The 24,041-nt window shown below is 57.9% G+C and carries 14 protein-coding genes; all 14 read right to left on the bottom strand.

The features are described 5' to 3' along the window. Positions 1–34: 34 nt before the first annotated feature. Positions 35–1,450, bottom strand: a complete 1,416-nt coding sequence (locus CGZ66_RS16460; RefSeq protein ID WP_143748765.1) for a hypothetical protein — start codon at positions 1,448–1,450, stop codon at positions 35–37. Next, positions 1,437–6,458, bottom strand: coding sequence for an AAA domain-containing protein (locus tag CGZ66_RS16465; protein ID WP_095085221.1), 5,022 nt, complete (start codon positions 6,456–6,458; stop codon positions 1,437–1,439). The genes CGZ66_RS16460 and CGZ66_RS16465 overlap by 14 nt, the downstream gene beginning before the upstream one ends. A gap of 251 nt (positions 6,459–6,709) precedes the next feature. Next, positions 6,710–8,758, bottom strand: coding sequence for a protease Lon-related BREX system protein BrxL (gene brxL / locus CGZ66_RS16470; RefSeq protein WP_206073718.1), 2,049 nt, complete (start codon positions 8,756–8,758; stop codon positions 6,710–6,712). Next, positions 8,759–11,029, bottom strand: a complete 2,271-nt coding sequence (gene pglZ / locus CGZ66_RS16475) for a BREX-1 system phosphatase PglZ type B (RefSeq protein ID WP_095085225.1) — start codon at positions 11,027–11,029, stop codon at positions 8,759–8,761. After that, positions 11,026–14,400 (bottom strand): Eco57I restriction-modification methylase domain-containing protein, encoded by a 3,375-nt coding sequence (locus CGZ66_RS16480; RefSeq protein WP_095085229.1) that lies wholly within the window; start codon positions 14,398–14,400, stop codon positions 11,026–11,028. The genes pglZ and CGZ66_RS16480 overlap by 4 nt, the downstream gene beginning before the upstream one ends. A gap of 4 nt (positions 14,401–14,404) precedes the next feature. Then, the gene (gene brxC, locus CGZ66_RS16485; protein WP_095085237.1) at positions 14,405–17,821 is read right to left on the bottom strand and encodes a BREX system P-loop protein BrxC; all 3,417 of its coding nucleotides are present in this window, start codon (positions 17,819–17,821) and stop codon (positions 14,405–14,407) included. 11 nt (positions 17,822–17,832) lie between these two features. Beyond that, the gene (locus CGZ66_RS16490; protein WP_095085241.1) at positions 17,833–18,378 is read right to left on the bottom strand and encodes a DUF1788 domain-containing protein; all 546 of its coding nucleotides are present in this window, start codon (positions 18,376–18,378) and stop codon (positions 17,833–17,835) included. Continuing rightward, a complete protein-coding gene (locus tag CGZ66_RS16495) occupies positions 18,365–19,126 on the bottom strand; it encodes a hypothetical protein (protein ID WP_095085243.1) in 762 nt (253 codons plus the stop codon). The genes CGZ66_RS16490 and CGZ66_RS16495 overlap by 14 nt, the downstream gene beginning before the upstream one ends. Positions 19,127–19,178: 52 nt before the next feature. Continuing rightward, complete coding sequence (locus CGZ66_RS16500; RefSeq protein ID WP_095085245.1) at positions 19,179–19,415, bottom strand: helix-turn-helix domain-containing protein; 237 nt, start codon at positions 19,413–19,415, stop codon at positions 19,179–19,181. Positions 19,416–20,083: 668 nt separating this feature from the next. After that, positions 20,084–21,196 carry a tyrosine-type recombinase/integrase gene (locus CGZ66_RS16505; protein WP_245331123.1) on the bottom strand — a complete coding sequence of 371 codons (1,113 nt, stop codon included), beginning with the start codon at positions 21,194–21,196 and terminating at the stop codon, positions 20,084–20,086. Between the two features lie 133 nt (positions 21,197–21,329). Continuing rightward, entirely contained in the window at positions 21,330–21,578 is a 249-nt protein-coding gene (locus tag CGZ66_RS16510; RefSeq protein ID WP_095085261.1) for a hypothetical protein, read from the bottom strand. Positions 21,579–21,587: 9 nt separating this feature from the next. Next, positions 21,588–21,863, bottom strand: a complete 276-nt coding sequence (locus CGZ66_RS16515; protein ID WP_095085269.1) for a hypothetical protein — start codon at positions 21,861–21,863, stop codon at positions 21,588–21,590. A gap of 105 nt (positions 21,864–21,968) precedes the next feature. Next, positions 21,969–23,537: a relaxase/mobilization nuclease domain-containing protein gene (locus tag CGZ66_RS16520; protein ID WP_095085273.1), complete on the bottom strand. Its 1,569-nt coding sequence runs from the start codon at positions 23,535–23,537 to the stop codon at positions 21,969–21,971. Further along, the gene (locus CGZ66_RS16525) at positions 23,518–23,913 is read right to left on the bottom strand and encodes a plasmid mobilization protein (RefSeq protein ID WP_095085279.1); all 396 of its coding nucleotides are present in this window, start codon (positions 23,911–23,913) and stop codon (positions 23,518–23,520) included. Before CGZ66_RS16525 ends, CGZ66_RS16520 begins: the two co-directional genes overlap by 20 nt. Positions 23,914–24,041 lie beyond the last annotated feature (128 nt).

The raw sequence follows: 24,041 nt of genomic DNA on the forward strand, positions 1-24,041 counted from the left end.
TTTTCTGGCAAATATGCATCGCCTTGAACCACGGCTATCGAGACCGGTTGTCTTCGAGGTACTGTTCACAGCGTTCCAGCACTGCCGGATCGAAGGAGGCAATGCCCAGAGGGACAGTATTGCCGATCGACGCTCCTACAGGTGCATGAACAATCGCGGCCATGGCGATGGATGGAACGAGATAAAGCTCCAGCCCGCGCGGGAAGGGCGCTGCGTGTCCTTCAGCAATCTCATCAAACGTTTCTGCGATGAAACGCGGGGGCGCAGCTCTGGTCAGGCACGTGCTGAGCGTCTCGGAAATCGCATCACCTGCATCAGTCTTGCCCACTTTTTCCTTGATTAGGGTGAGCAGTCCGCGAAGCTGCGTTGTTGCTCCCCAATGACGCGTCTGCGGCGCCACCGCGATGATACGCTCCGGTACCATCGTTGCGTTTGTTACGCCGTACTCCAGGATGGAAAGAAAGCGCTGCAGATTATCCTCAAGCAGCAAAGACCCGACCAGCGGAATTGTTTTGCGGTCACTTCTGACTTCACCCGCACGCCCTACAGCTTCCCTCCAGTACCGTCGTTCGTTAAGGCCGGCCTTGACAGTGAATTCTTTTAAGAATTCGGGAGCCAATGAGACGAGAGCTTCATAAGAAGCAATAGAATCCAATTGGCTTACTGGTGTTGCGAGATCTTTGATAAACAAAGCAACCGCGTGCTCAATTTCCGGCCGGTCGGCAATCTCATGCTCAGGACGCCACGAGCTGAGATCGATTTCAGGTACACTGGGGCTGGAAGCGCGGGCGTATGTGCGGATTCGCAACGGAACCTGATACCGTTCTTGAGGAACGATGACAGGATCGATTGAGTATAACTGACGCTTCTCGCCTTTCCCTCGATCAACCTGATCGGCGATCTCGCGAAAGAACCGCTCAAAGCGCGCCGGTAACTGTTGTGTCATGCGCCCCGACCCTGCCGGGTCGCTAAGACCGAGTTCTGGCAGGAACCTTTCGATAGAGTCCGGTCGCTTTCGTGGCTGCGGCGCGATAGCCACCAGATCGAACCCTACGCCCCGTCGGCGCGACTCGACGCTATAGATCGACGGTTCCTTCTCATCCGCGCGAAACAAACTGTCTCCCGCTGTGGTCAACCACAAACGACCCTGCCTGCGCTCGATATATCCAGGCTCGGAGGCTTCGTTGAGGACGTACTCCAACTCATTTGCGCTGAAACCGAAAAACTCCGCCACGTCGGGCTCATTCATCCCTGGCGCCGACTTCAGCAGCCTCAAAAGAAATTCAAGTGTGGGGCTGACCTGGGCCGCGACAGCGACCTTGTATTTCATCTCATAGGTACGGCAGGGAAGCAGGACATCTATGATATCCAGTTCCACTTTACGGTCTTCGTCGGGCGGTACCAGTTCGTGACCCTTCAAGCTCAGGAGCGGACGGCTAAGCGTTCCCACGGGCACCTCCTTCGGCGCGTCTAGGTTTTGAAGAAGGTTGCTCAGCGCGATTGGCAACTTCGTCGACGCCGAACAAAATTTCCGCCGCGATTTCCTGAGCGGAGCCCTCGACCGCGCGACGGGCAAAACTTGACGACAGGAGGCTCATAGGGCCGCCTTCGCGCCACCGATGCCGCGCACCTATGATTACCAGACGGTCCATAGCGCGGCTGGCCGCGACGTTGATACGATTAGGTGTAGCCAGGAAGCCCTCTTGAATTTTCTTAACCCCGGCCTCCATGGGACCCGCCGAATTGTTTCTGACAAGTGACAGGAGGATTATGGGGTTTTCTTTGCCTTGATAGCTGTCAACGGTGCCGATTTTGATATGGCGATCCAGTAGATACGCGAGCGGCGACTGTCGCAACGTCCTGTCAATTAGGTTTCGTTGCGCCGCATACATACAAATGACGCCAACACCCGTCTGGTGCGTATTTTGCTCTTGCAGCCACGAGCGGAAAGACTCGTTCTCGTGCCATTTGGTCAGAAGGCCGACTATAGAATCGGCCTCTGCCTTGTTGATGCGACTACTGCCCACGGATTGCTCATGGCCTGCGGAACCCAGACCTTGGGTGTCGATCCAGACCAGGGGTTTTTCCAGTTCCTCTGGCAGTACCTGCGAGGGAATGATCGGCACCGATCGTCCGGCTTCCAGGGCGAGGTCAGGATAAAAGGACTCGGACACAAGTTGTCCGATTGGCGGCAACATCCGGTATTGAGTCTTCAGCCTGGCACCGGCATCTCGTCCATACTCAGTCAGGAATACCCGCTCGAAGTCGCTTCGCTGAATCTCTCGTTTTGATATCCTTGTGCGATCAGCAACAAGGTTGACGACTTCGGCTTTGTGCTGCGGCTCGAGCTGTGCCTGGTCACCAACAAGAACCGCCCAGCGGGCTGCCTGCAATGGCACCAGAAGTTCACCTGCCGTGCATCTCGCGGCTTCGTCCACGATGACAAGATCGAACGCGGTAGCCGTCAAACCAAGCGACGAGCGTCCAAGGCCCACGCAGGTTCCCACTACAATCTGACGCGTGCCAGCAAGGAAGGTATCAAAGCTGCGTTCAGCACGGGACACGCTGCCAATAAAGTCTCGTCCCAAACCGGCAACAGCCCGCAGCCGCGCGATCTTGTCAGCGGACACAGCGTGTTCCTTGCGGGCAATATCCGCAACAGCCTTGGCCACATCGTCAAGGACCGCAAGCCATTCGCTTTCAATACGTTCCTCTGGCAGATTCACATTGATGCCGATGTCTGCCAGCAACGTCGTAAGCGTCTGGATTAGGCTGTTGATCCGCTGGTAATCGGGGTCGCTGTCACCGCAGAGCTCGGCTATACGCACGATGATCGGCCGCAGAGTCGTTTCCAGTTTTACAACTACCGTTATCGCATCTTCTGGAATGGCCAGGGCTTTTCCTGCTACCGCCAGTCGCTCAGCAAAGGACGCACTGAAGCGATCCTTGTAACTCTGCTCCACCCTGGCGGTGTGAAAAGGCCGTAGAAGTGCTGAAACCTGACCGTCATTCATGGCCACGCGCAGCAAGCTCGGGTCTTCGCCTGCATTTCGAAATAGTGCGAGTACTGACTCGGCTGCGGTGTTCACCGCCTCGTGTGACTGGCTGGCCAGCAGCACGTTTCGTGCCAGACCTGCCGTGATGGCATAGTGGGCAAGCGCAGCGATGAACCGTGTTTTCCCCGTTCCGGGCGGACCCTGGAGAACGCCGACCGGCCGGGTTTTGACAATGCGCCGGAAAGCCTGTTTCTGATCCTCGTTCAGTCCGTAAGTTCTTAAGACTTCTTCGTCTGGAATATGATTGGTCAACTGCGGAGATGCGCCCGATCGCGGGTCAAAAACCGATAGAAGGTTCGCCGCCCGCCCGTTTCCTTCAAGAATGCGATCAACCGCATCCGTTCTGCGCTTGAGGCTCTGGAATTCGAAATGGCTAACGAAACGGAGCCGCTGTCCTTCCTCAACAATGCGCGATCCTACGGCATTGCCGGTGTGGGCGCTGATGACCGCCAAATCAGGCCGGGACCGATTCAAATCGAGATCGCCGATTCTACGCCAATTCCCCTTCGGGTCCTGCCGCTGGACGCCCACTGTATCCTCACGCGAGAAATCAAAGTCACCTGTTTCCAGTTCCAGAGCAACTTTATGCCGCTGCAACGACCTATCGTACACGCTGTCGAGCAGTGCTATTCCATCCGTGGTAAGTTCGTTTTCAACATCCGTGAGCGTGCGCCATAGAGCACGGACATCGACATCAACGGGCTTCTGCTGAACCGGGACGCTCGCGATCTCCTCAGCAAGCGCGTCCTCCGCCTCATCTTCCTCCGGGGCGATGTCGGCATCGTCCGGCAGCTTCTTCAGCGGCTCATTGGTAGAACCAGCCATATAGGTGAGCAGTTCCGCTGCAACGACCGGGTCTTCCAGAACACCTGACAGCGCCGAAAAGTCATTGATATCGGACCGTACGACGGTGAGATCAGCATCAATGGAATGAAACTCGTTCCTCGCAAGTTGAGCTATCCGCCACTGTTCAAGGGGCCAACGGCGAGCGCGCACAGGTTTGCCGGTGTCGTCGAGGGTGACTTCGATGCGTTCAAACGCTCCTCGAAGGGATAGCGTTACCTGGGATCGATCGGGACGGCGATGCAAACTAATGTAGAGTTTGCCTTCATCTGGCTCGATAGGCCCCGCGTTTTCTCTCACGATAGAAACGTCAATCTGCGCGCGCTTTTCTTTCGCTACAACTTCCTTCGGCGCGGTAAGTCGCTCGAAGGCGAGATCAAGAGCCTCTTGCAGCGGCAGAAGTGTCGCCAGCTTTGGGTCCCTGTCCCGGCATTCCCGCGCAGCAGCCAACAGCCTGGCAGCGTCCAGCGCCTCTAGCGCGCTGCACGCGCATATCTCTTCCACGATTTTCGTCACGGCAAATCGGTCGCGCTCGAAGCGATTACCGGAATCAGGAGCATAGGCAGACGTACTAAGTTCACCATCCACGCGGGGCACAAAATCCAGTGCGTCGATAAGGATGGGATTCCCCCCGTTATTTATAACTATATTTGAAGGCGTGATGTCTCCATGCGAAAAATTATGCTCATGGAGGTCGTCAACCGTCCTCACCAGATAGCGTGCGAGCTCAATTGACCATACCGGGTCTGTCATTTCTGATGACGACTTGTTCAACAGGGTGTCGAGAACGGTACCGTCGATCCAGTCCTGGATGATGGCCATACTGTCGCCCAGCCAATGCACGCCGCGCACATTCGGCATTCCGGGCAGTTTATCTGCCATGACGGATGATGCCCTGTGCAAGAACGACAGGACGGTGCGGCCTTCATGCTGGAGCGACCCCCACGCGGCTGACTTCCAGTGCTTGACGATGACCGGCTCGCCATCCTCCTCAGAGCGCCACACATCCAGCGCATCACTTTCTTTGATGACGTCGCCCTGATCAGGGAAGGCCTGGAAAAGTTGCCGGCTGGTTCGAATGGAGCCGCGAAGGGCTTCCAATCCGGACATCACCTCCTCCAGGGAGGGCCGCGCCGCCGTAGCCTTGTTGAAGGAGCTCAACGCGACGACTGCGTCTGCAAATCGGTTCGCTGGGTTGATCTCCAATGCCTCAGCGATCCAGCTATGCAGCATTTCGAATTCGCCGCTGGTATCGACTAATTCGTCCCATTCAGCAGGATCGCCAGCCGGAATACGCCCAAACAACAGCTCGTGAACTGCGACGCCGAGCAGGAAAACATCCCGCCTTTTTGGTCCCTTGTCCTCGCCAAGAATATCCTCAGGAACGGTTACGCTGGCCAGGAACTGATATCGGGCATCGCCTAGCGATTTTGTATCGGGAAACCGTGCTGCAAAGAGATGCGAAAGCTTTACGGAGGTCGGCGCCTCGAGCCAAATGCTGTGACCTCCCAGATCGAGGTGAGCCGCGTTATGACGATGCATTGAAGCAACGGCGGCCACCAACTGGCGGGCCAGCTCGACGCGAGCCCCAGGCAAAGATGAAGTAGACTCACTCACCGCATAGTCCTTGAGTCGGGCCATGCGGCGGCGGCGGTCGAAGATTTCCCAGTAACGTGCGCCACGATCGGGATCATCCAAACGCGGCGTCAGCAGTGTGCGTTCAAAATCCTGATCTCGGTCCAGAAGCCAGTGATAAGCCTGCTTCTCTCGCCCTGCTATTTCGAGGCGGCCGTCTTCGGTTTGAAACCGACCGTCGCTACACTTGGTAAAATCCCAAAGTCGAAGAATACCGAGATTATTCTTGCTATCCTCTTCGCTGGCTTCGAACTCCTGATAAATCTCGCGCGGGTGTTCAAAACAAGGCTCATCGTCAGCCACGTATCGTTGGAAGCGCCGCTTCCCATGGGTGAATGGAGATGTCGGCGATGAGGCATTGAAGAAGCTATGCAGCATATGCTTCCAGCCTTGCTCCGTGAGCGGCGTGTACCGAAACTGCGCGAAAGGTTCCCCAAAAATCTCCGTCATACGCCGTTCATCGCCCATAAGTTTAACGAACTGATCCAGCGTAAGGACTTTCGCCCTCTCCAATCCATCAAGGTGGGCAGCCGTCGCGGAACCCGAGAGGATCACAAGACCCTCTAACTTCGGGACACCGCCCTTCTTGTCGACGGGACGACTTTTCAGGGCGGATGACAGCAACGGGAGAACTTCCCGGCAGATATCACTTATTTTTTTTACGGGGGACGGGCCTTTATCTTCGCCGTTCTGATACCACCGCCCATCCTTGTTTTCGATCTTTCCGTGCCATTCTTTGATATCAATCAAGAAAATGCGATGCGGACTGACGATGACGAGATCGACCTCGCGCGTCTTTCCCAGGCCCAGAACCAGATCAAGATTGGTGAATCCATACCACTCCGCTGGCAAGTCTTTCTTCAGCCGTTCAATGCTTTTTACTTCGCGCTTATGAACGCCGCGACCGCAAATTGTCACATGCATAGGTCTAAATCCCTCTCAACCTGCTCAATATAACCAGGCGACCGCTGTTATTAAAGACTTTTCCCTGAAAACGGTGGCATTGGACACAACCTGTGCGCTGTGTCGCTGCGGAATTCTTTCCCGTAATTTTAATCAATCACTCCATAGATCAGGTATTCTGTCCTCAGAACAGCATATGTCATCCGCGACGATCTACTGATACTCAGGACAGGGTTTGTTCATATTCATCGGACCGGAGCTCACGAGAACGTTTATTCGTGCAGGGCCTTTCGCAGAGCATCTGCCGCATCGGCGTAGAAAAGCGTCTGAATCTTCGTCGCCACATCGTCAGATAAATCCACGAGCGTGCGCCGGCAGGAGACGGGCATCATTATCGTTGCGGCTCCCTTCTCAAGTGCCAGCTCAACAACATCAATAGGATTGTGTATCGGTTCGATTGAACCGCCAAGATTGATCCCACCCACGATTATCAATCCACCCTTGAGCGGCTTCCCCAATAGGGCAGAGCACAACGCTACAAGGACGCCAACACCAACCTGTGTGCCGTTCTTGGCCGCATCAAACGAACGAACTTGGACAGCAAACTCGTGCTCTCGGGGATTTCTGTCGCCCACCAATTCTCGTGACCGCGCATAGAGATTTTGTTCGGCAATTTTCACGGATTCGCGAAAGGGAGCGGGCGGCGATTGGTTTAGGATTCGAACGCCGCTTCCAGGGCTCTCTGTTACCTCGATACGGAAGAGGCCGTTCGCCTCATCTTGTCCGCCGGGACTGATCGCCCATACCTGTCCCGCCGGTAGAGGGTCAGAGCCTATGCTGTCCTCACTTTGAAGTTCAGGCGTCGCCACAAAAGTCTCGACCCCGTCCATACCCATCACATAGCTAAACTGGGTATTTCTGAATTCGGCCGATCCGATCCGCTTCTGCTGTTCCTTGACGCGTCTACGCACTTCAAGGCCGAGCCGCACCGCCCATTCCAAATCTTCATCTGGGATGGCGATCGCGGAATCCGGGTACATTAGCTTGAGCAGACCTGAAATTGTTTTGTTGACAGCATTCTGATCGCGACCCGACAACGCTCCGCCGAAATGAACGCGCCCTTGTAGTACGTTTACCCGCGTCTGCGATCTCAGCCGCGAGAAGCACTCCGCCAAGACATCGCTGACAAGGCCAAAGCGATCAGTGAAAAGCTCCTTGCTCACCTTTGGGATATCCCATCCTGGCAGGTAGCAATGAATGCGATCCATGAAGGCGGTGTCGTTGCGCATTTCCGGAGGCAGCGGTCCGAGCAAATGTCCAACACGTTGCTGGTGTTGAACATCCACGTCGAAGTTTCCAACCATGACGATGCTGCCCTCGGCGCGAATGCTCTCGCGTCCACGCGAGAATTCGCCGGACTCCATGTAGCCCTTCATGATGTTGACGCCGTCCTTCTGGTCGAAGGATATGCCAGAGACCTCATCGAAGCACACGACGTCATACTGGCACACGAGGCCCCGCTGACCGTTCGCCATGTTTACAAACATCCGGGCGACGGTCGCCTTTCCACCGGATACGAGGTGGGCATATGGAGAGACCTGCTGGAATAGATGGCTCTTGCCGGTTCCACGCGGTCCAAGCTCCACCATGTTGTAATTCGTCTCTACGAACGGAACCATCCGGAGGAGCATGGCGTCTTGGGCTCGGGTACTAAGATTGCCAGGCTCCAGCCCAACGCTCCGAAGGAGAAAGTGCTTCCACTCCTGGGTCGAGAGCTTGGCGCGGCCTTCGGCAATTTTTTCAAGAATGTCGCGAGTCGAAAGCTGAATTTCCCGAAGGTTCAGAACCTCGAAAGGCCGCCCGCCCTTCTCTTGGGCGATGCTCGCGTCGTATCCCAACTCAACCTCGGCGTAGAATCCTCCCGTGAGCATTCGTTCGTGGTTCTGAACTATCTTGTCACCGATCCGCACATCATTGAGGCGCAGGCTGGGCAAGGTCGCCAGATAGCTGTCTGTCTTCGCGTCCAGGCGAGCCGTTACGATTTCAATGACGCGGACTGATCCACGGTCTCGGGCCCGTGCCTTAAATAGTTCTTCCTCGCCCGCCCGGACGGTTCTATCGGAAAGCTGCGCCTGCACCATCTGCAGGCCTTCTTCGATTTCTTGAGGGTCCGTGCTTGCGCAATACCGGCCAAGCATGAATTCGACCACATAGGTCGGAACAGGGAACTGCCCGCGGAAGCGCCGCACCAAATCCTTGCGGACAATATGGCCTGGGAAAGCCGCCGCAGCTTTCTGATCTAACTCGTCGAGCTGCACCATCTATTCTCCCCCTACTGTTAATGTCCGGTGGGCACGGACCCGACCGTCGTCATCCAAAATGACCAAGCACGCTGTCGCTCCTTCGTGTTCGTCACTGACAAGAACGGACGTCCGTCCGGACTCGTCCAGTACACGGCCACCCTTGATTAGACTTGGACCGCTCGTGACCGCGCCAAGACGCAGATCGACATGAGAATCCGCGCCGCCTTGAACCTCTATGCGAAGCCGCAAGCCCTCCCATCGCGCCTGGACGATGGAAATATCCGGCCTTTCGCTCTTGCTCGCGATTTCGATGATGGGAAGAACGCACTCTTGCGGACTTACACCGCCATGCGAATATTCCTGACTGGCGTAGAAACAGCGCACGCCGCTTGCCGTAGCGACGAACACGTCGGCGTTCCAAGACCAGGGTATCTGAAGATACGAAGTCTGTGCCTTGGGTTTCACCATCGCGCAGCGGGTGCGCTTGCCTTGCGGCTCCACCAGCCCAACGTCCAATGCGGCCTGGGGCAACCCACCAGGCATGAGCAGCCATCCGTGATCTGTCACTATCCGCACGTTTCTTCCTGAGCGAACCAGCTGCAGGACGTGGTCGGCCGCGTCTCTGATACCGGCGGCCAGGCGTTCGGCCAGGCGAGCGCCGAGGGCGTGCCCTTCTTCATCGAAGCGGCCTGATTCGGTCCAGAGCTTTTGTTCCGCCAACAGCGCATCGCCGGTTGCCCAACCTTCCGACTCCATGAGCTTGAAAAGCACGGGCTTGGTGGCAGCCTTGCCGTCGGGAGCGTGGGGAAGAACGTCCGTGGTCGTTGCGGAGCCGCTCATCCGTTGCGCTACCGGTGAAACGAGCGGCTTGCAGGTGGCGGTCACGGTTGGAAAACCGGACCAGCACCACCGGAGTTGAGGCGCGAGCCCCTCCTCGGAAAGAACCCGCACGAGCTCCTGGGCGAGGTCCATGCGCAGCCCATCAACGAAGAGGATCGTGGTGGCTCCAGTGGCGGGGCTAGGGACAGAAAGCCTTACCTTGCCAATCCGGACAAGCTCCTGGAGCGCATGTGCACCATCGTCCAGCCAGGGAAGGTAGGTAACGCGGAGGGCGGCCGTCACGGCAACGCGGTCAAGCTCTCGCGGCGCTGCGGCCAGGGCGGCCATTGCCGCCCGGTCGATCTGCGCACCATCCTCGGCGTAGGCCTCCGCGAGGGCTGCCCCATCATGGGCTGGAAGCGCCTTAGCATCCGCAACGAGTGCAAGCTGGGCGAGAGCATAGGCCAAGGGCGCTTGACCCCGGCGGCCCCAAACGGTGTCGCGCCGCCAGGCATGCGTGATCTCAAGTGACTGGATGCGCGCCGCCGCCTCGGCAGGCGCGACATCCGCTAGCTTAGCAAGCGCCTCGCGCAGGGCCTTCTCTTCCTGCGCGTTGACCTTCGGGAACGGAGCCTTGTCGGCAAGAAGATCGGTCGGCTCTTCGGCAGCAAGTAGCTGAACAATGCCTTCATAGCCGGTACTACTGGCGAAGCGATTCCAAATCCCGTTCCACTTCCCTTTTCGCTGAGCAAGGCGGCCGGCCGCATCCTGACGCGATAGCTTCCTTGGGTCGAAACGAAGTTCCTTGTCGGCGATGTTTGCGAAAGCGGCGAAGCGCCCCGTATCAGCCTTCTCCGTAAAGCCGCCGTTCATCCAATCGAGCATGTCGGCATCGAGATCGGGAGCGAGCAACACGTTGAAGGCATCGGCGTCCCATCGCCGGTTGCGCAACTCTTCGACCGGGCGAATGCAGAATCGTGCCGCCGCATGCGCCAGCGCCGCCCGTGTCGCGGAATCGTCGGCTATGTTCAGTCTTAGCGCCCCACGATCTGCCGCGAGGAACCCACGAAGCGTCCAGTCTTTGCCGTTGACATGACCAAACAGATTTCCAGCCACTGTGAACCAAACGAGCGGTTGCAGCAGTTGCGGGCAATCTTCCGCCCCTTTCAGGACCTCACGACCAATCCCCGGCAGATAGAGGATTGGGACCGCACTGTCGGGCCAACCCACTTCCGATACGGCACCGGCCAGAACCCCCCTTATCCATACGGCCGGGCCGGTCCTAGTCGCTGGATCGTATTCACCATAGGTCAGAAGTTCGGGCAGGCGCTCGCGCAGCGACGGCAAAATCGACAGAAACTCTCCGGCTGCGTCACACCACACAACGGTTTCGGGCGGCGCTTCCGCCGCCGCGTTGTAACTTGCGGCTTCATGCAGGGCGGCTATGAGGGCATCGAGAGGCGTCGTCACTTCGCCCCCACTCGTTTTTTCACCAACTCGCGGGCGGCCTGCTTTTCAGCAAGTGTCGTATGGTGGTCGTTTCTGCGCTCACCTTTAAACGTCGAATACCAGGGCGCTGAGGCAACATCATTGCCGCGATCCTTATCCTTCAATATCTTCGACAAGTCGTGGGTCAAAATACCCGCTTCGATAAACGGCCGGATATTCTGGCGGACACCATCATTGAGGTCGGGCTCCCAGCCCAACGGCTGCTGGTCAAGTGATTTCCAGCGCACGAAAATGTCGTACGGCTTCTCACCCTCCAACACCTTCTCAAGCATCTGCTGCAACTCGCGGCCCTTTTCGTAGCGCAGCTCGTTGCCCTCGGCCCTTGCCCTCGCAAGCCAGTCGCCAAGCATGGTGTAGGTGAGCTTGCGCAGCGTGGCCTGATCAAATCGATGGTAATGGATGAAAACCGAAAAGCCGTCTTTCAGCCCGTCCGAGATATGCCACAGGAATGGGCGCTGACCAAACAAGGCGCAGTGTTGGCGAAAGGCGCGGTCTCGAAGCCAGGCTTCAAACGAACCATCGCGGGCCTTCTTTTTGTCCACCACCTCGTCAGCTTCCGCAACCAGGCGACGCTCTAAGTCGTCGCACCACTTTTGGCCGAAAGCGGCAGAGAGATAGGCGCGCAGTCGGTCGGCGAGCGATCTCTCTCCGGCAACCGCAGGGACACCGAGAAGGCCGTCATTATCGCCTTGGGGAAGCTCCGCGGCCCTCGTTACCCACGCACGTGCTTCATCCGAAACGCGAATGTCAGTGTCATTTTCCGCCGGCCAGCGATACCCGCATAGCCTAGCCAGACCCACATGGAGTGCCATGCCATCTTTGCTTGCTTCGGGATGCCCGTGAAATGTCCACTGCGTCGGGTCTTGCGCGAACGCACCCGGAAAGCCGTTCGCATAGATTACCTTGCCGCGGTCGCGCCACTTCTGTAGGTCCATTGGAACCCGCCCAAATGTCGCATTCGTAATGTTCATTTTTTTTTCGACGATGCGTACCTGTTCCTCGAAGTCGCTCGATGCGGCGAAAGCAGCGATGGCAAACAAGTCTTCCGGATTCTTGGGGCAAATAACGGCAACATTCGAATCAAATTTGTTCCCGAAATAGTAATTAACGGAAAGATCGGCCATCTGATTCACTGCGATGCCGAGCTTTCCCCAAACGCTATTGCCTCTCTGATCAGAGTCATGAAGGTTTGCACGCCGTATCGTGCGTTCTTCGCGAAGATGACCGTTCTCTTCATCGTAACGAATTATCTTGAAGAAGCCTCCTGAGAAAGAACCTCCCTGAGTTGTCGACTGCAAATATGCCCACTCTGGCTTGATTCTGAAGGGCTCCCAATAATTCGAGACAAATCTTGGTGTATCACCATTCATTATCCCGGCAAGACTATCGGCAATCTTATTCAACGGAACTCCGGGTCCAAGCTCCTGAAATACAATTGTCGCTGAGGAATTCGACAGTTGCTTGTTTTGAAGGATTTTATTTGGGAGCTCATTTATTAGGGAAAGCGACTTCTCATTGATTGATTCCTTAGAACTGCAGTCAATAAGTTCCATACTAGTGTCGACTGATGGCGCAGAGTTAGTGGAGACAGTAAGAGTCACGTTGACCTTTTCTCCAGAGATAGTCTCAAACGCTCCGCTTCCAAGGTGAGATATAATGTTGAGGCTCTTTGTGGTCAGCACTCTCCGTCGAAAAGCCTCGTAAGAAGTCAGGGAAAGCCAATGCTGAAGGGAGATTAGCGCGATTGAGCCGCCGCGTTCAGATAGACGATAGCAACGATCCCACATGCAGTAACCAAGATCGCCCTTAGTCTCCGGGAATCGCCGTTGAATAAATCCCAACAGATCTTGTGACATCTCTCTGTACCCGAGAAATGGAACATTGGTTGCTTGCAACACAAACTTGCGATGCAACATGGCAGCGGCGTCCGCCATTCCTCGTGCAGCGAGTGCTCCCTCTGCCTTCTCAGGTTCGGCACGCCGTGCTTTTTCTATCAGCGGCTTGAGGAATAGCTCGACTTGCCTCATTTTCGCGGCTTCGAAGAGATCGCCACCGGATGGTTCCAAAAGTGTGCCGAGGATAGGCGCTTGATCGAATAGATCGTGAAGAGCAGCAAGCGCGTACTCAAGCTCGCGATCGCCCTCGCCAAGCTGGACGAATTCACGTTTGGGCAGCGGCGGCGGAGCGCCGACCCAAGCAATATGAGGTAGAGGCAACGTTTGCCAGCCACCGATGCGCCACGCGCTAAGTGCCACAGCGAAAGCCGCGATTTGAACGCACCTCCCGTCGATCTCTAGTCCATGAAGATTGTCGCGCAATACTGCCGCGACGGCATCAGCCGCAGATAGTCCTTCCTCGACGCTTCGCAGCGACGCCAGGATTGCCAACGCCTCAGTAAGGAAGTGACCTGAGCCGCAGCACGGATCGAGCGTGGTGATGGCTTTAGCTTCTGTCGGCCATGCGAGGAATCTGCCCGCCGCGGGTCGCCAGGGCGTATTCTCACTTTCGCGTGCAAACCGAAGCATGTCGAAGCTGTAGTCCGGCAGCGAACACGCGGCGCGTAACTCTGTTTCGTCGACTGCTGTTTGCGCAAGCGTCGGATTGGCCGCCAGTACCTTACCAGCCCACCAGGCGCCAAGCGTATTGTGGAGCAGAAAGCGCACCATATACGGCTCGGTAAAAAGCTGAGTGACAGCCGGCAGCTCATCAGCGCCGATCTTGACGCCAGACTTGTTGACCGCGTCCTTCTCCGCAGCGCGCCAGAACTGGTAGGTCCATCCGAGACTGTCCTCTGCCTGGAACACGTCTGCGTCCAGGCCCGTTACCATGCGGTTGAGCTTTTGCGTGTGCACCGGGTCGAGGTCGAGAGCGAGCACCGGATCATCGACCCGGAAAACAGCAGGAAGCATACTCGCGGCATATCGTTCAGCCACCGCCCACGCGTCCGTCAATCCCTCTTCGGCCGCCAATTCGCGGCAGTCTTCGAGTGTCACAGCAACGTCATGCTCCGGATGCCTAAGAAGTCCCCGCTCTGCTAGGAACCGCGCAAAGAGCATACGATGCCAATGAGCATAGGCCGCTCCCTCGATAAGGTGCTTAGTCTCCTGCACTTCCGTCGGGCGATCAAACTCGTCACCAAGCGCACGTGCATGGGCGCGCAACCGCCGACGCAGCTCTTTCTCGTCATCGTTCAAATAGCTCGGCGCCTTGCCGTCAGCGACACCTAGACGGCGGATAGCGTCCCGTGCCCCCTCTTCGGCAACAACACGCGCCTCCTTGATTGTCTTCTCTAAGGCGCGGCGCAAGGCTGTAGGCAGATAGTGATTGCTCATGCCGCTACACCTTCGGAATTACAGGGCCGTCGCCCAGGGCTTCGGCAATCTTGGCTCGAACCTTTGCAAGCCACGCGTCGAGCTCGGCTTCCGACTTCATCATGACGCCTGGCAGATTCACGGTGCGCGCCTTGGGCTCCAGCAACGCCGCCGCCGCCGCCAGGGCATCATCGACACGTGCAGGCAGGGCCTTGCTCATGTTTTCCCATTCGGAGAGGCCGCGCTGCGCCAAAGCCTCGGCGATGGCTTGCGGCGTGTCGACGGTGGGTTTTGTGACCGGGAGCATGCGGTTGTCTTCGCGGATCGCACGCTTCTGGTCGGGCGTTAGCCGCCCCCAGGTTTCGGAGTTTACGAGCCGATCTTCGCCACGCTTCCAGGCCGCATCCCATGCGGCATGCGCTGCATTGAGCTTTTCGCGGAGCGTATCCGCCGCCGCGCTTACCAGCGGCGGAACGGGATCGGGGTCTACTAGTAGCTTTCGCCCCGTGCGCATAGCGGACAGTTCGGAATCCTGAGCGTCAGCGCCCAATCGAACCAAGCGTTCTGCCAAATGCCAGTTGGGCAAGCGCAGGTTCGCCTTTGAAGCCGCCGCCTGCCATGCCTTGAGTTTCTCGCGGAGAGAGACGGCATTCTCAGCCAGTGCGGCGAGAAGATCGTTTCCGGATAGAGTTTTGTATCTAGGCAGTTCGGGCACGGTGTCCGGTTCCGGTGAAGGCGCGGGACCTCCGGATTGCTGAGCGGCGCTTTGCAAACGATCGAGCAATGCGGAGAGGGCAAATGCCTCTTGTCCGTTCTCAAATGGCATTCCGGCTTCAGTCAGGAGTCCACGCACCGCCACGCGTTGCGCGACGGTTATGATGGTCGTCTCCGCACGATAGGTGCAGGTGCCCATTTTCTGACGTGGAATGTCCGGAAGCGACGCGGGCTTGCCGTCTTCGCCGACTACACGAACCTGGCCGGCATTGGCCAACACAACGAGCGCGCCATCAACGACGTCTTGTGACCAACCGTAGGGCGTGCTGATGAACTGGGATCGAATGTCGGACCCTTTGCGACCCGGCCCTAAGTAAGCGAGGATCGCTTTGCAAACAGGGTGAGATTCCGGCGCGCCGCCATGATCAACGGCCTTCATCGCATCCGGGTCTTTGCGCATTGCCCGATCGCGCACTTTGTCCCATTGGCTGTGATCGCCGTCGGCGAATTGCGGATAGAGCCTAGCAAGCGCGTTGGTTGCCGCCTCCTTGACGGCATCGGCCGGTGCACCGGTGATAACACGTCCACCTGCTTGAACGACACGCGCCTGTGTCATGGCCTCGCGCAGGATTTCATTCGCTGCCGATAGCGCCTTCGCAGACCGGGACAGCATTGCCGATTGCGCCTCGCGGCCAGCATCCGTTTGCGGTACGCCGCGAAGCTGAAGCACGTGCTCTGCAGCTCTGCGTGTAACAAGGGCGCGTCCCAATTCATCTGCCCTGTGACGGGGAATAAGCAGGTGGACAGTGGCGTCCGTCGTTGGTGATGCGGCGATAACCTTCTCGACGGCTGTTAGGTCTTCGTCCCAACCGCTGCGGAGCCGGAGCGTAACACCATCGGAAGGAGCCTTGTCGTCCGGTTGCAGACGATGAATCCGGCGCGGCTGCTTGCTGGCCCCTTGCGTGACGCTGCTGGCGCCGGTCAGCGCCGTTTCTATGGCTTGGCCAAGAAGATCGCGGCGCGTCCGGGCCGTTCCGGCCTGATCGGACAGGCTCGTTTTCTCTTCGGCGCGGTATGCCGATTCCCACTCTGCGCTTTCTTTTGTCTGGAGCCGCCACTCACCTGAAACCTCGATCACGGCTCCATCGGCTCGAAGCTCCTGGAGTAGTGCCGGGACTTTCTGCCGCAATTCGCTATCGCCGGACAGGTCGACAACCAGAAGGTCGGCAATGGTTTCGGGCTGGGCGCGAACCCCGTGATGGTCAGCCTCGGGGGCAATGCGCCCGAGCATATAGACCAGCATGAGCACGCGCGCCTTCAGTTGGTCGGCGGCAGAGCCAGCCTTCAAGGCTTCAATTCTGTTCCGCGTCTCGCCAGGCAGAAGGCCGGCGTTGTATGCCTCCGTGGCAAAGCGTCCGTACAGGAAATCGACCGGGACGGCATTGCCGAGCGGCTTCTCGCCATAGGTCTTGGCGGCATCAAGCGTCGTGCGCAGCTGACCACGGAGCGTTCCCCCCAACCCCGTCCTGTCGAGTTCTCTGAGAATGCGCTCCCAAAGGCGTCGCCTCGACGGGAGCAAAGGCCAATCCAGTACCGCCTCGTCGTCGTCTTGAACGGTGTGCGCCAAACGGCTACCGCGAAGGTGACGGCTGATCTCACCCGCATTCGCGGCCAGCATCGCACTGATGTCTTTTTCCGCGCCAGTTTTCTTGCGCAGCACCGTCTTGCGGATCACCGCATCGACGTCGGCTTCTCCTAGGGCGATCTGGACAGGGAAACGATCGAGAAGCTTCTGAAGGTTCTGAACATCGCTAAGAGCTTGCTGCCCGGTGGCGACAAGAAGGACTTTTCCGTCAAAGCGGCCCGCTAGCCGCTCTGCGATGGTCTGGATGTTTAGCGTCAGGCCAGGGTCTTGACGGATGAACTGCTGCACCTCGTCAAGAACGATAAGGGTGAGCGGTATTTCCTTGCGGCCCAGGAGAAGAGCCTGCCGCCCCATCGTCTCCAAAAGATCGACCGTGACTGGCGGCGGCTCAGGAAACTGTGCCTGCATCATGGCACTGAGGTCGCGTGGGTTGTCCGCCAATTCAGGCTTGGCGCGAAGGACGGCGGCACTGAACCGTGGCGATAGAATAAAGTTGCGGATATCTGTTTGGAACGTCTGCCCGAGGTCGGCGCGCACGGCATCCAGAATGCCAATGCTGGCAAGCCACAACGCGACCTGCGCTGCCCGTATGTCACTCGGCAACCCCACAGCCCGGAGGATGATGCCCAACGTCGCTTCGGCGGGGTCGGTCGGACCCGCGCCCAAAGTGTCTCCTGCGGCGACGACACCACCGACCCGCCGGGCCGCGATCCGCAGCTCTTTCAGTGGTGCTGAGACTTCCGGTGGCAGATGCGGGATCAGCCCTTCCGCCGTTGCTCCGTCGGGAAACTCAAGATTGGTCCACAGTGAAGCCAGCATGCTCGCAAGATGCGATTTACCTGAACCATAGAAGCCGGAAATCCAGACCGCAGGCGCGCTCCCACCTTTGCCGACTGACCCCAGATAGGCTTCAAGGATGCGGCTGAGTCCATTTGCATAAGCTCCGTCGCAGACAAATGTGGAGAGCTCCCCGCGCAGCGTTTCGAGTGCCTCCGGGGTCGGCGGAAAAGAAATCTTCGCGACACCCTGGTTGGCAAGCCGGTAGTCCGCCGGGTTCGTTTGAAATGTATCTTTGTTGAGCATTGATATTGGCCTCATGCGGCGTTGTCTGGCGGAATGGGAATAGCGTGATAGTTCCAACCGTCACGCGCATCGAGAAGGCGATAGACGCTTCCGGCGTGCTTCCCTGGAAATCCGACGACGAGTCGGCCCGGAATGGCGTCAGCGGCCCGTCCTATTAGATTGGATACGCGGGCGACACCGAACAGCGATCCGCATCCGTCAACCGCAAGCACATCGTTGCGGGTGCATTGTGCAAGCTCCTGCCGCAGCTTTGACACAAGCTCATTTTCGATGTCAGGGAGCAGTCCCCGCAACTCACGTGGTTGGCTTACAAGCGCACCAAAAAACTCGTGCCGGGCAATCCAATTTCCAAACCACGACGACAGATTGAGATGACGCCATCCGTGGCCAGCGGACAAAGTCGCATGCTCGAATTCGCCGAGGCGCCCGGTGAAGCGGCGCTGAAGGGCCTTCTCATACCAAACGATCCACACCCGGCCAGCCGGCGGCGTGTCGTCAGCCCATGGAAGCTGAACTTGCCTGGTGTAGGCGGTCAGAATGTCGTCAAACGTGTTCAAGCTGGCCTATCCCTAACGCTATTGCCATTGGCTGACGCACGGAAATTTCGGTCACGTCTCCGGCGGATCGGACACGGACAAGCCCTTGACCTTCTGCCTGCCGCAACAAGTCCAAGGCGCGATCCGGAGAAAGGTCGAGGACTCGCATCCACAAAGAGTTGAGGATGGCAGGCCCGCCAAAGCCGCTTACGGTCGCCAATAAAGCCGCAAAGGCGGCAACCTGGGGGGAGGCTGTCACGCGGCGTCGAATCTTGCGAACCTTGCCTTCCAAGTGGCGCGATTGGGTCCAAGTGGACGCGCAATTTTGTGCCAGAGAACGAAGCATTTTATCGCTGAACCGTTCTGGATTGGCTTTCAGGAGGGCGGCCTCAAAAAGCTCTCTGGGGAGAGGCTCTCCGATTGTCGCTCCGAGGATGGGAGGCACCGTATCGCGAAGGAGCGGATCACGCGCCAATGCGGCCAGCAATGCTAGCAATCGCCGACCTGGCGCATCGACCTTCCACAGCGCCGCCAAAGCCTGAAAAAGCGGAACTCCGTGGCTGACGGCGTAAAGCGATACCAAGTGTCTGTAGGTCAGAGCACGGTTGTTCGCCGTTGCTTTTCCGAGAATGTTCTCTTCGATTACAGAGCGCTTGATGTCCGCGAGATCAGTGAAGCCCGACGCGAGCACCGCGTCGATCTCTTGAAACATCATCGTTTTTGATTGATGCGCACCGCCTCCGGCGAGCCTCAGTCCGAATGCCGCCATTGCGGTCACGTTCGTACGGGGACCAAACCAAACGAGCTCAGTTGGCGCGGTGCTATCCGACATTGCGATCCGTGTTGCCTCTCGTGCGTTTCGATTGGCGTGTTGAGCCGCCATCCTCGTGCCTTTCCATTTTACGTCGTATCCAGCTTTCAATTTTACCCCGGTCGAAACGCCATGATCCGCCCACCTTGAAGCCGGGAATTTCCCCTTTGGCCACCAGCTTGTACGCTGTCTTCACATTGATCTTGAGCAGGGCGGCTACCTCCCGCACCGTGAGAATCTCGCTCATGGCCTTGATTTTCCCCGCTACAGCCGCGCGATTATAGAGAAAATCAGAGAAATTTGGAGAGAAAAGATACGAATTGTGAAGCTGTGGAAACGTGGCTCTCGCTCTCAAATGGCGGATTGGTAACTTATTTCAGTGCCGCGGTTGCCGGTAGCCCCGGTGGAATATGTCTACCTCGTTTACAGTTGTGGCAGGCCACCCGCTTCTGGGAGCCGGCAAGGGCGGCAGACAGCGAGGTCTCGCAGCCATAGAGTTCGCTCATTCGGGCAGTGCTCCGTCTGAACCGCGACGGATACCCCTTCGGCCAGAGTGGGCAGAATGCTCGATATGTGGATTTGCCACAAACGTGCCACAGGCTGAGCCAGACCCATTAGGACAATGGCGGATTTCTGCGGGTTTCCGGAGGGCACCAAGTTGTGGCAAATTTCGCGCTACAACTGCATTTCTTTCCGTAGTATTTGGCTAAGTCTTTGATTTTAAAATGGTCGGAGTGACAGGATTCGAACCTGCGACCCCTTGCACCCCATGAATAAAAAATGGCGGATTTCTGCGGGTCTTAGGCTGGTCTTGCCACAAATTTGCAACAACAAATCGTACTCGGCCCGATATTTACTTGGACCTTGCAATAAACATGGCATTTTTTGATATGAATTTCCACCCGTAATATTTGATCACTCGGCCGCTGCCGGCACGGTCTCGACGCCTTTGCTCTGGCTTAGGCGACCGAGCAGACCGACAGCCTGTTTTGGCCCCGCCTCCGCGTCTTCGATCAGGTGACCGTAGACGTTGAGGGTCGTCTCGATGTTGGCATGCCCCATCAGCTTCTGTATCTTTTTGAGGTTAGTGCGTTCCTCGATGAGCATCGAAGCGAAGAAGTGACGCAGGTCATAGGGACGGAATTTTGCCCGGCTGACCGTTTCTCCGTCGCTCTCGACCTCTTCCATCAAGCCAGCCTTTTCACATGCGACCTCGAAGCCGCGATGCTGCCAGTTCCGGCGGCACACCCAGCCGCCGCTCTCCGAGGGAAAGACCAGATCATGTTTGTTGGCCACTGCATGACGATCAGCATAGTGGTTGACCATGTCCAGCGTGTCTTGGCTTAGATCGATAAAGCGCCGTCCAGCCGCTGTCTTGGTTACGGAAATGGAGCGTCCGCTGCCATCGAGAGCGCGCTCGACCTGGACCCCGGTCGGGTGGATCGCGGACCGCCCTAAGGCGATGTATTCCTGCGGCCGCATGCCGGAGTCGACAGCGAGATACAGCATGGGCCGGTATCGCTTCCAGGCGCCTCCGACCGTCAGGTTCTTTGAGTTTGCCAGCGCGTCGGCTGCCGCCAGAAGCGCAACGATGTCGCGTTTCGTGGGGATATTGACCGCTTCCTTGTAGCGGCTCTCGGCTCGGATCGAGACGCCTATTGCAGGATTGTGGTGCATGTGCCCACGGATTGTCATTTCCTTCATTATGGAGTGGAACGAGGAAAGGACTTTGCTGGCGACAATGCGGCTCGCCTCGCCGTTGAGAAGCCAGGAGCGGAAGGCGACGATGTCTGGCGTGTTCAATTCTTGAAGCGGCTTCGACCAGGGATAGGCTTTGATAAACTCGGCGCGGTAGGCGTAGTTCTCGCAGGTGTATGCGGTGACCGGCTCCCGGCCATTCAGGCCTTCCTTTTCGCATATCCGCAGCCATAACTCAGTGGCAGCTTCTACGGTGTTCGGACCTTCAATAGCGACATTTGTCTGTCGCTGTGTCGCCCCGCTTTCGAGGAAGGCGCGCGCCTCCTTCATGGAAGCGAAGGTTCTATAGGAATAGCCCGATTTGCGGGACGGTGTCGCATACCGAACCTGGTAACTCGCTCCCTTCTTCCCAGTTTTCTTTGTTATATCAGCCATGCTTACCAAGTATAAAATTGATGATTACTTATAGCGTCGGCCCCGCGTCTCGCCAAGTATTTTCGGCATCTACTTGGCGCTTGAAGTAAATTTTCAAGAGGGTGCTCTTCTCAATCTTCAAGCGGCCGTCTATGGGATCTAGGAAAAAGGGCAGCTTGCGCACCCCTGTGGCGTCTTTGTCGGCGGCACGTTTCATCTGACGCCGTGTAAGCTCAATGCCAATTTGCATGAGCGCTTCGCGTGCCTGGTCGATATCGATGTATTCAATGTGCCGCATGCCTTGCCCTCACAGTTTGTAATCGAGACAGGCAGGGCGGTAGTAGTGCGTATCGTAGCGGCGAACGACCCGCCCGTCCGGATGCTTGATAAGCATCGGATGGCCATACTCGTTCGTCGATGGAATGATGAGCTTCGCACCGGTGACAAACCTCACCCCGTAGAAGTCTTGAAGCGCTTTGACGTCTTCCCAAAGCGCCTGCGTCAGTTGATCAATTGAAACAGTTCCAAGCGCCGCGTACTCGATCGTGGCGGAGATTCGGGATTTGCTGTTAAAGTCCTTCATTATCCAAATATCCTAAAGTATATTTCCATAATACAATCTTTAGGTGTATCGACGCAACTTTCTGATTGCCTTGGTTGATGCGGTGCAGCGAAGCGGGGGCGTATCTTACCGTGTCCGGCCCCGATCCCTGCCACCGCGCTCACGAGGTTTATAGCTTCCATCGGCCTTCCGTTCGGCGGCCGTGCGCCGCTTGCGCCATCCCGCCTCCTCCTGCTGCACGGGATGAGAACCAACCGAGCCATTACCCTGCTTGCCCTCGGCCCTCCCGTCCGATTTTGCTTGTTTAGCCGAGCGTTCTTCGCCAGATGCCGCGCCATTGAATTGCCGCCGCAGAGTGGGTGCCGCCTCCTCCCGCCGAACATCACGCTCGCTGAACTCCCGCCGAAACTCGGCCCACGCCTTGTCCCGCTCGACCGCTATGTTCCGCCATTCGGACCTCTCGGCGACGACCTCGCCGGCATGGCGTTCGGACAACGCCTTGCGCCGCTGCTTGAACTCTCCAGCGTGCTGCGCCAGCTCGTGACGGCATGCCGCCCTCAGCGTGTCGGCAAGGCCCTTGCGGCGTTGCGCCTGCGTTTGCCGCAGCATCTGCTTTTCGTGTTCCTGTCCTTGCTCGAACGACGCCCTGCGGCGGCTGAGACTGACCGCCAGCAAGAAGAAAGACGATCTGTCGCCCCGTCTGCGAGCAGCATCGTGAAGGCTAACGATGTTGGCCAGGAAGCCGAAGAAATGGCGCTCACGCTTGTTGAAAGTTTTGCGGCGAGCGAATTGACGGCGCCCCAGTTCCTTCCATTCCGCGGTGTCCTGCAAGTCGCGAAGGGCTTGCTCGGTGGAGGGATGTGGAGGAGCCTTCCGGCGTGATTTGTAGATCGCGTCGATGAAGGGCTGATAGCGGTCCCGGATCGCCTTGTTGTCGGCCCGATGACCATTCCAGAGCCGATCGCCTTCCGCCCGGCGCATACGATAGCGTTCAGCGAGGACAGCCTTGAGCTGGCTGACCTGTGCCGCGTAGGCCGCCTTGATGGCGGCGGCGCGTTCTTTGGCCTGCGGGCTGTTCACGCCGCGCGTGGCTTCCCACTCCTCGCGGCTGGACGCCTGGCTCGGTCGCTTGGGAGGATCGCGGCCCTGATCGAGCGCCGCGAATTTAGCCCGCCGATCAGGGCTCCGGATGACCCCCTGCGCCTGCTCGTAATCGTCGGCCCAGCGATCGAGCTTGTGCTCGTCATTTGATAACGAGACGGCCTTGCCTGTCTCGGGGTCAACCAGGTTGACGATGACATGGACATGCCTGTGCGGGCGATCGGTATGCTCGATGATCGCGGCCTGCATGTTCTCCATGCCGAGCGCCTTCAAGGCATCAAGCGCCGTCTCGCGCATGTGGGCCGCGTCAGGATTATCGGCCTCGTGCCAGTTCAGGGTAAAGGCATAGACGGGCTTGGTCATCTTGCGGCCCGTCGCCTTCACCCCCGAACGCCGCTTCAGGTCGTCGGCCGCATCGACCAGCGCCATCATCTCGGACCAGGCGCGGTTCGGATCGTCAGTGGCGAGATTGCGGAGTTCGACAAACCCGACCCGCTCAGCCGTGGTCGCGGATTTGTCATGAAGGGCGTAGGTCAAAGCGCCCTTGAACGACGTACCCCGGCCGCGCGTCTTCCTACCTTTCGCCCAGTTCATGGTCGGACCCTCCGGCCGGACTGAGGCGATCGAGCAGCGCGCGCAGCTCGTCGAGCAGGCTCTCGATATTGCGGGCGCGATAGGTATCGCCCGTCGTATTGAAAGCGCGGGCCATCTGGTTCAGGTTCGAGCCGATACGGGCCAGGTCGTGCCGGTCGATGGCGCTGAGCGTGTTGAACGCGCGGACCAGCACCTTTCCGGTCAGCGCCTGCTCGCGCAGGAAATCGGACACGAGCCGGTTGCTGGCGGCGGCACGCTCCTCGATGGCGGCCAGCTCATCGGGACGCACACGCGCCGCGACGACTAGACCGCGCTTGTCGAGGTCCGGTTTTCGAGGCCGTCCGCCTTTTCGAAAGACAGGCGTGTCGTTCGTCATGCCAGTCGTCGCCCTTCAGCGGGGTTTCAGGGGGTGCCCCCCTGACGAGCGTTTTTGTGAAACAAAAACATTGCTCGCTATCGCCCTTCCTTCAAGCTTAGGGCTATAAAACCACCGACTACAAGAAA

Origin of the sequence: Mesorhizobium sophorae, from assembly GCF_002270415.1 — a bacterium.
Taxonomy (GTDB): Bacteria; Pseudomonadota; Alphaproteobacteria; order Rhizobiales; family Rhizobiaceae; genus Mesorhizobium; species Mesorhizobium sophorae.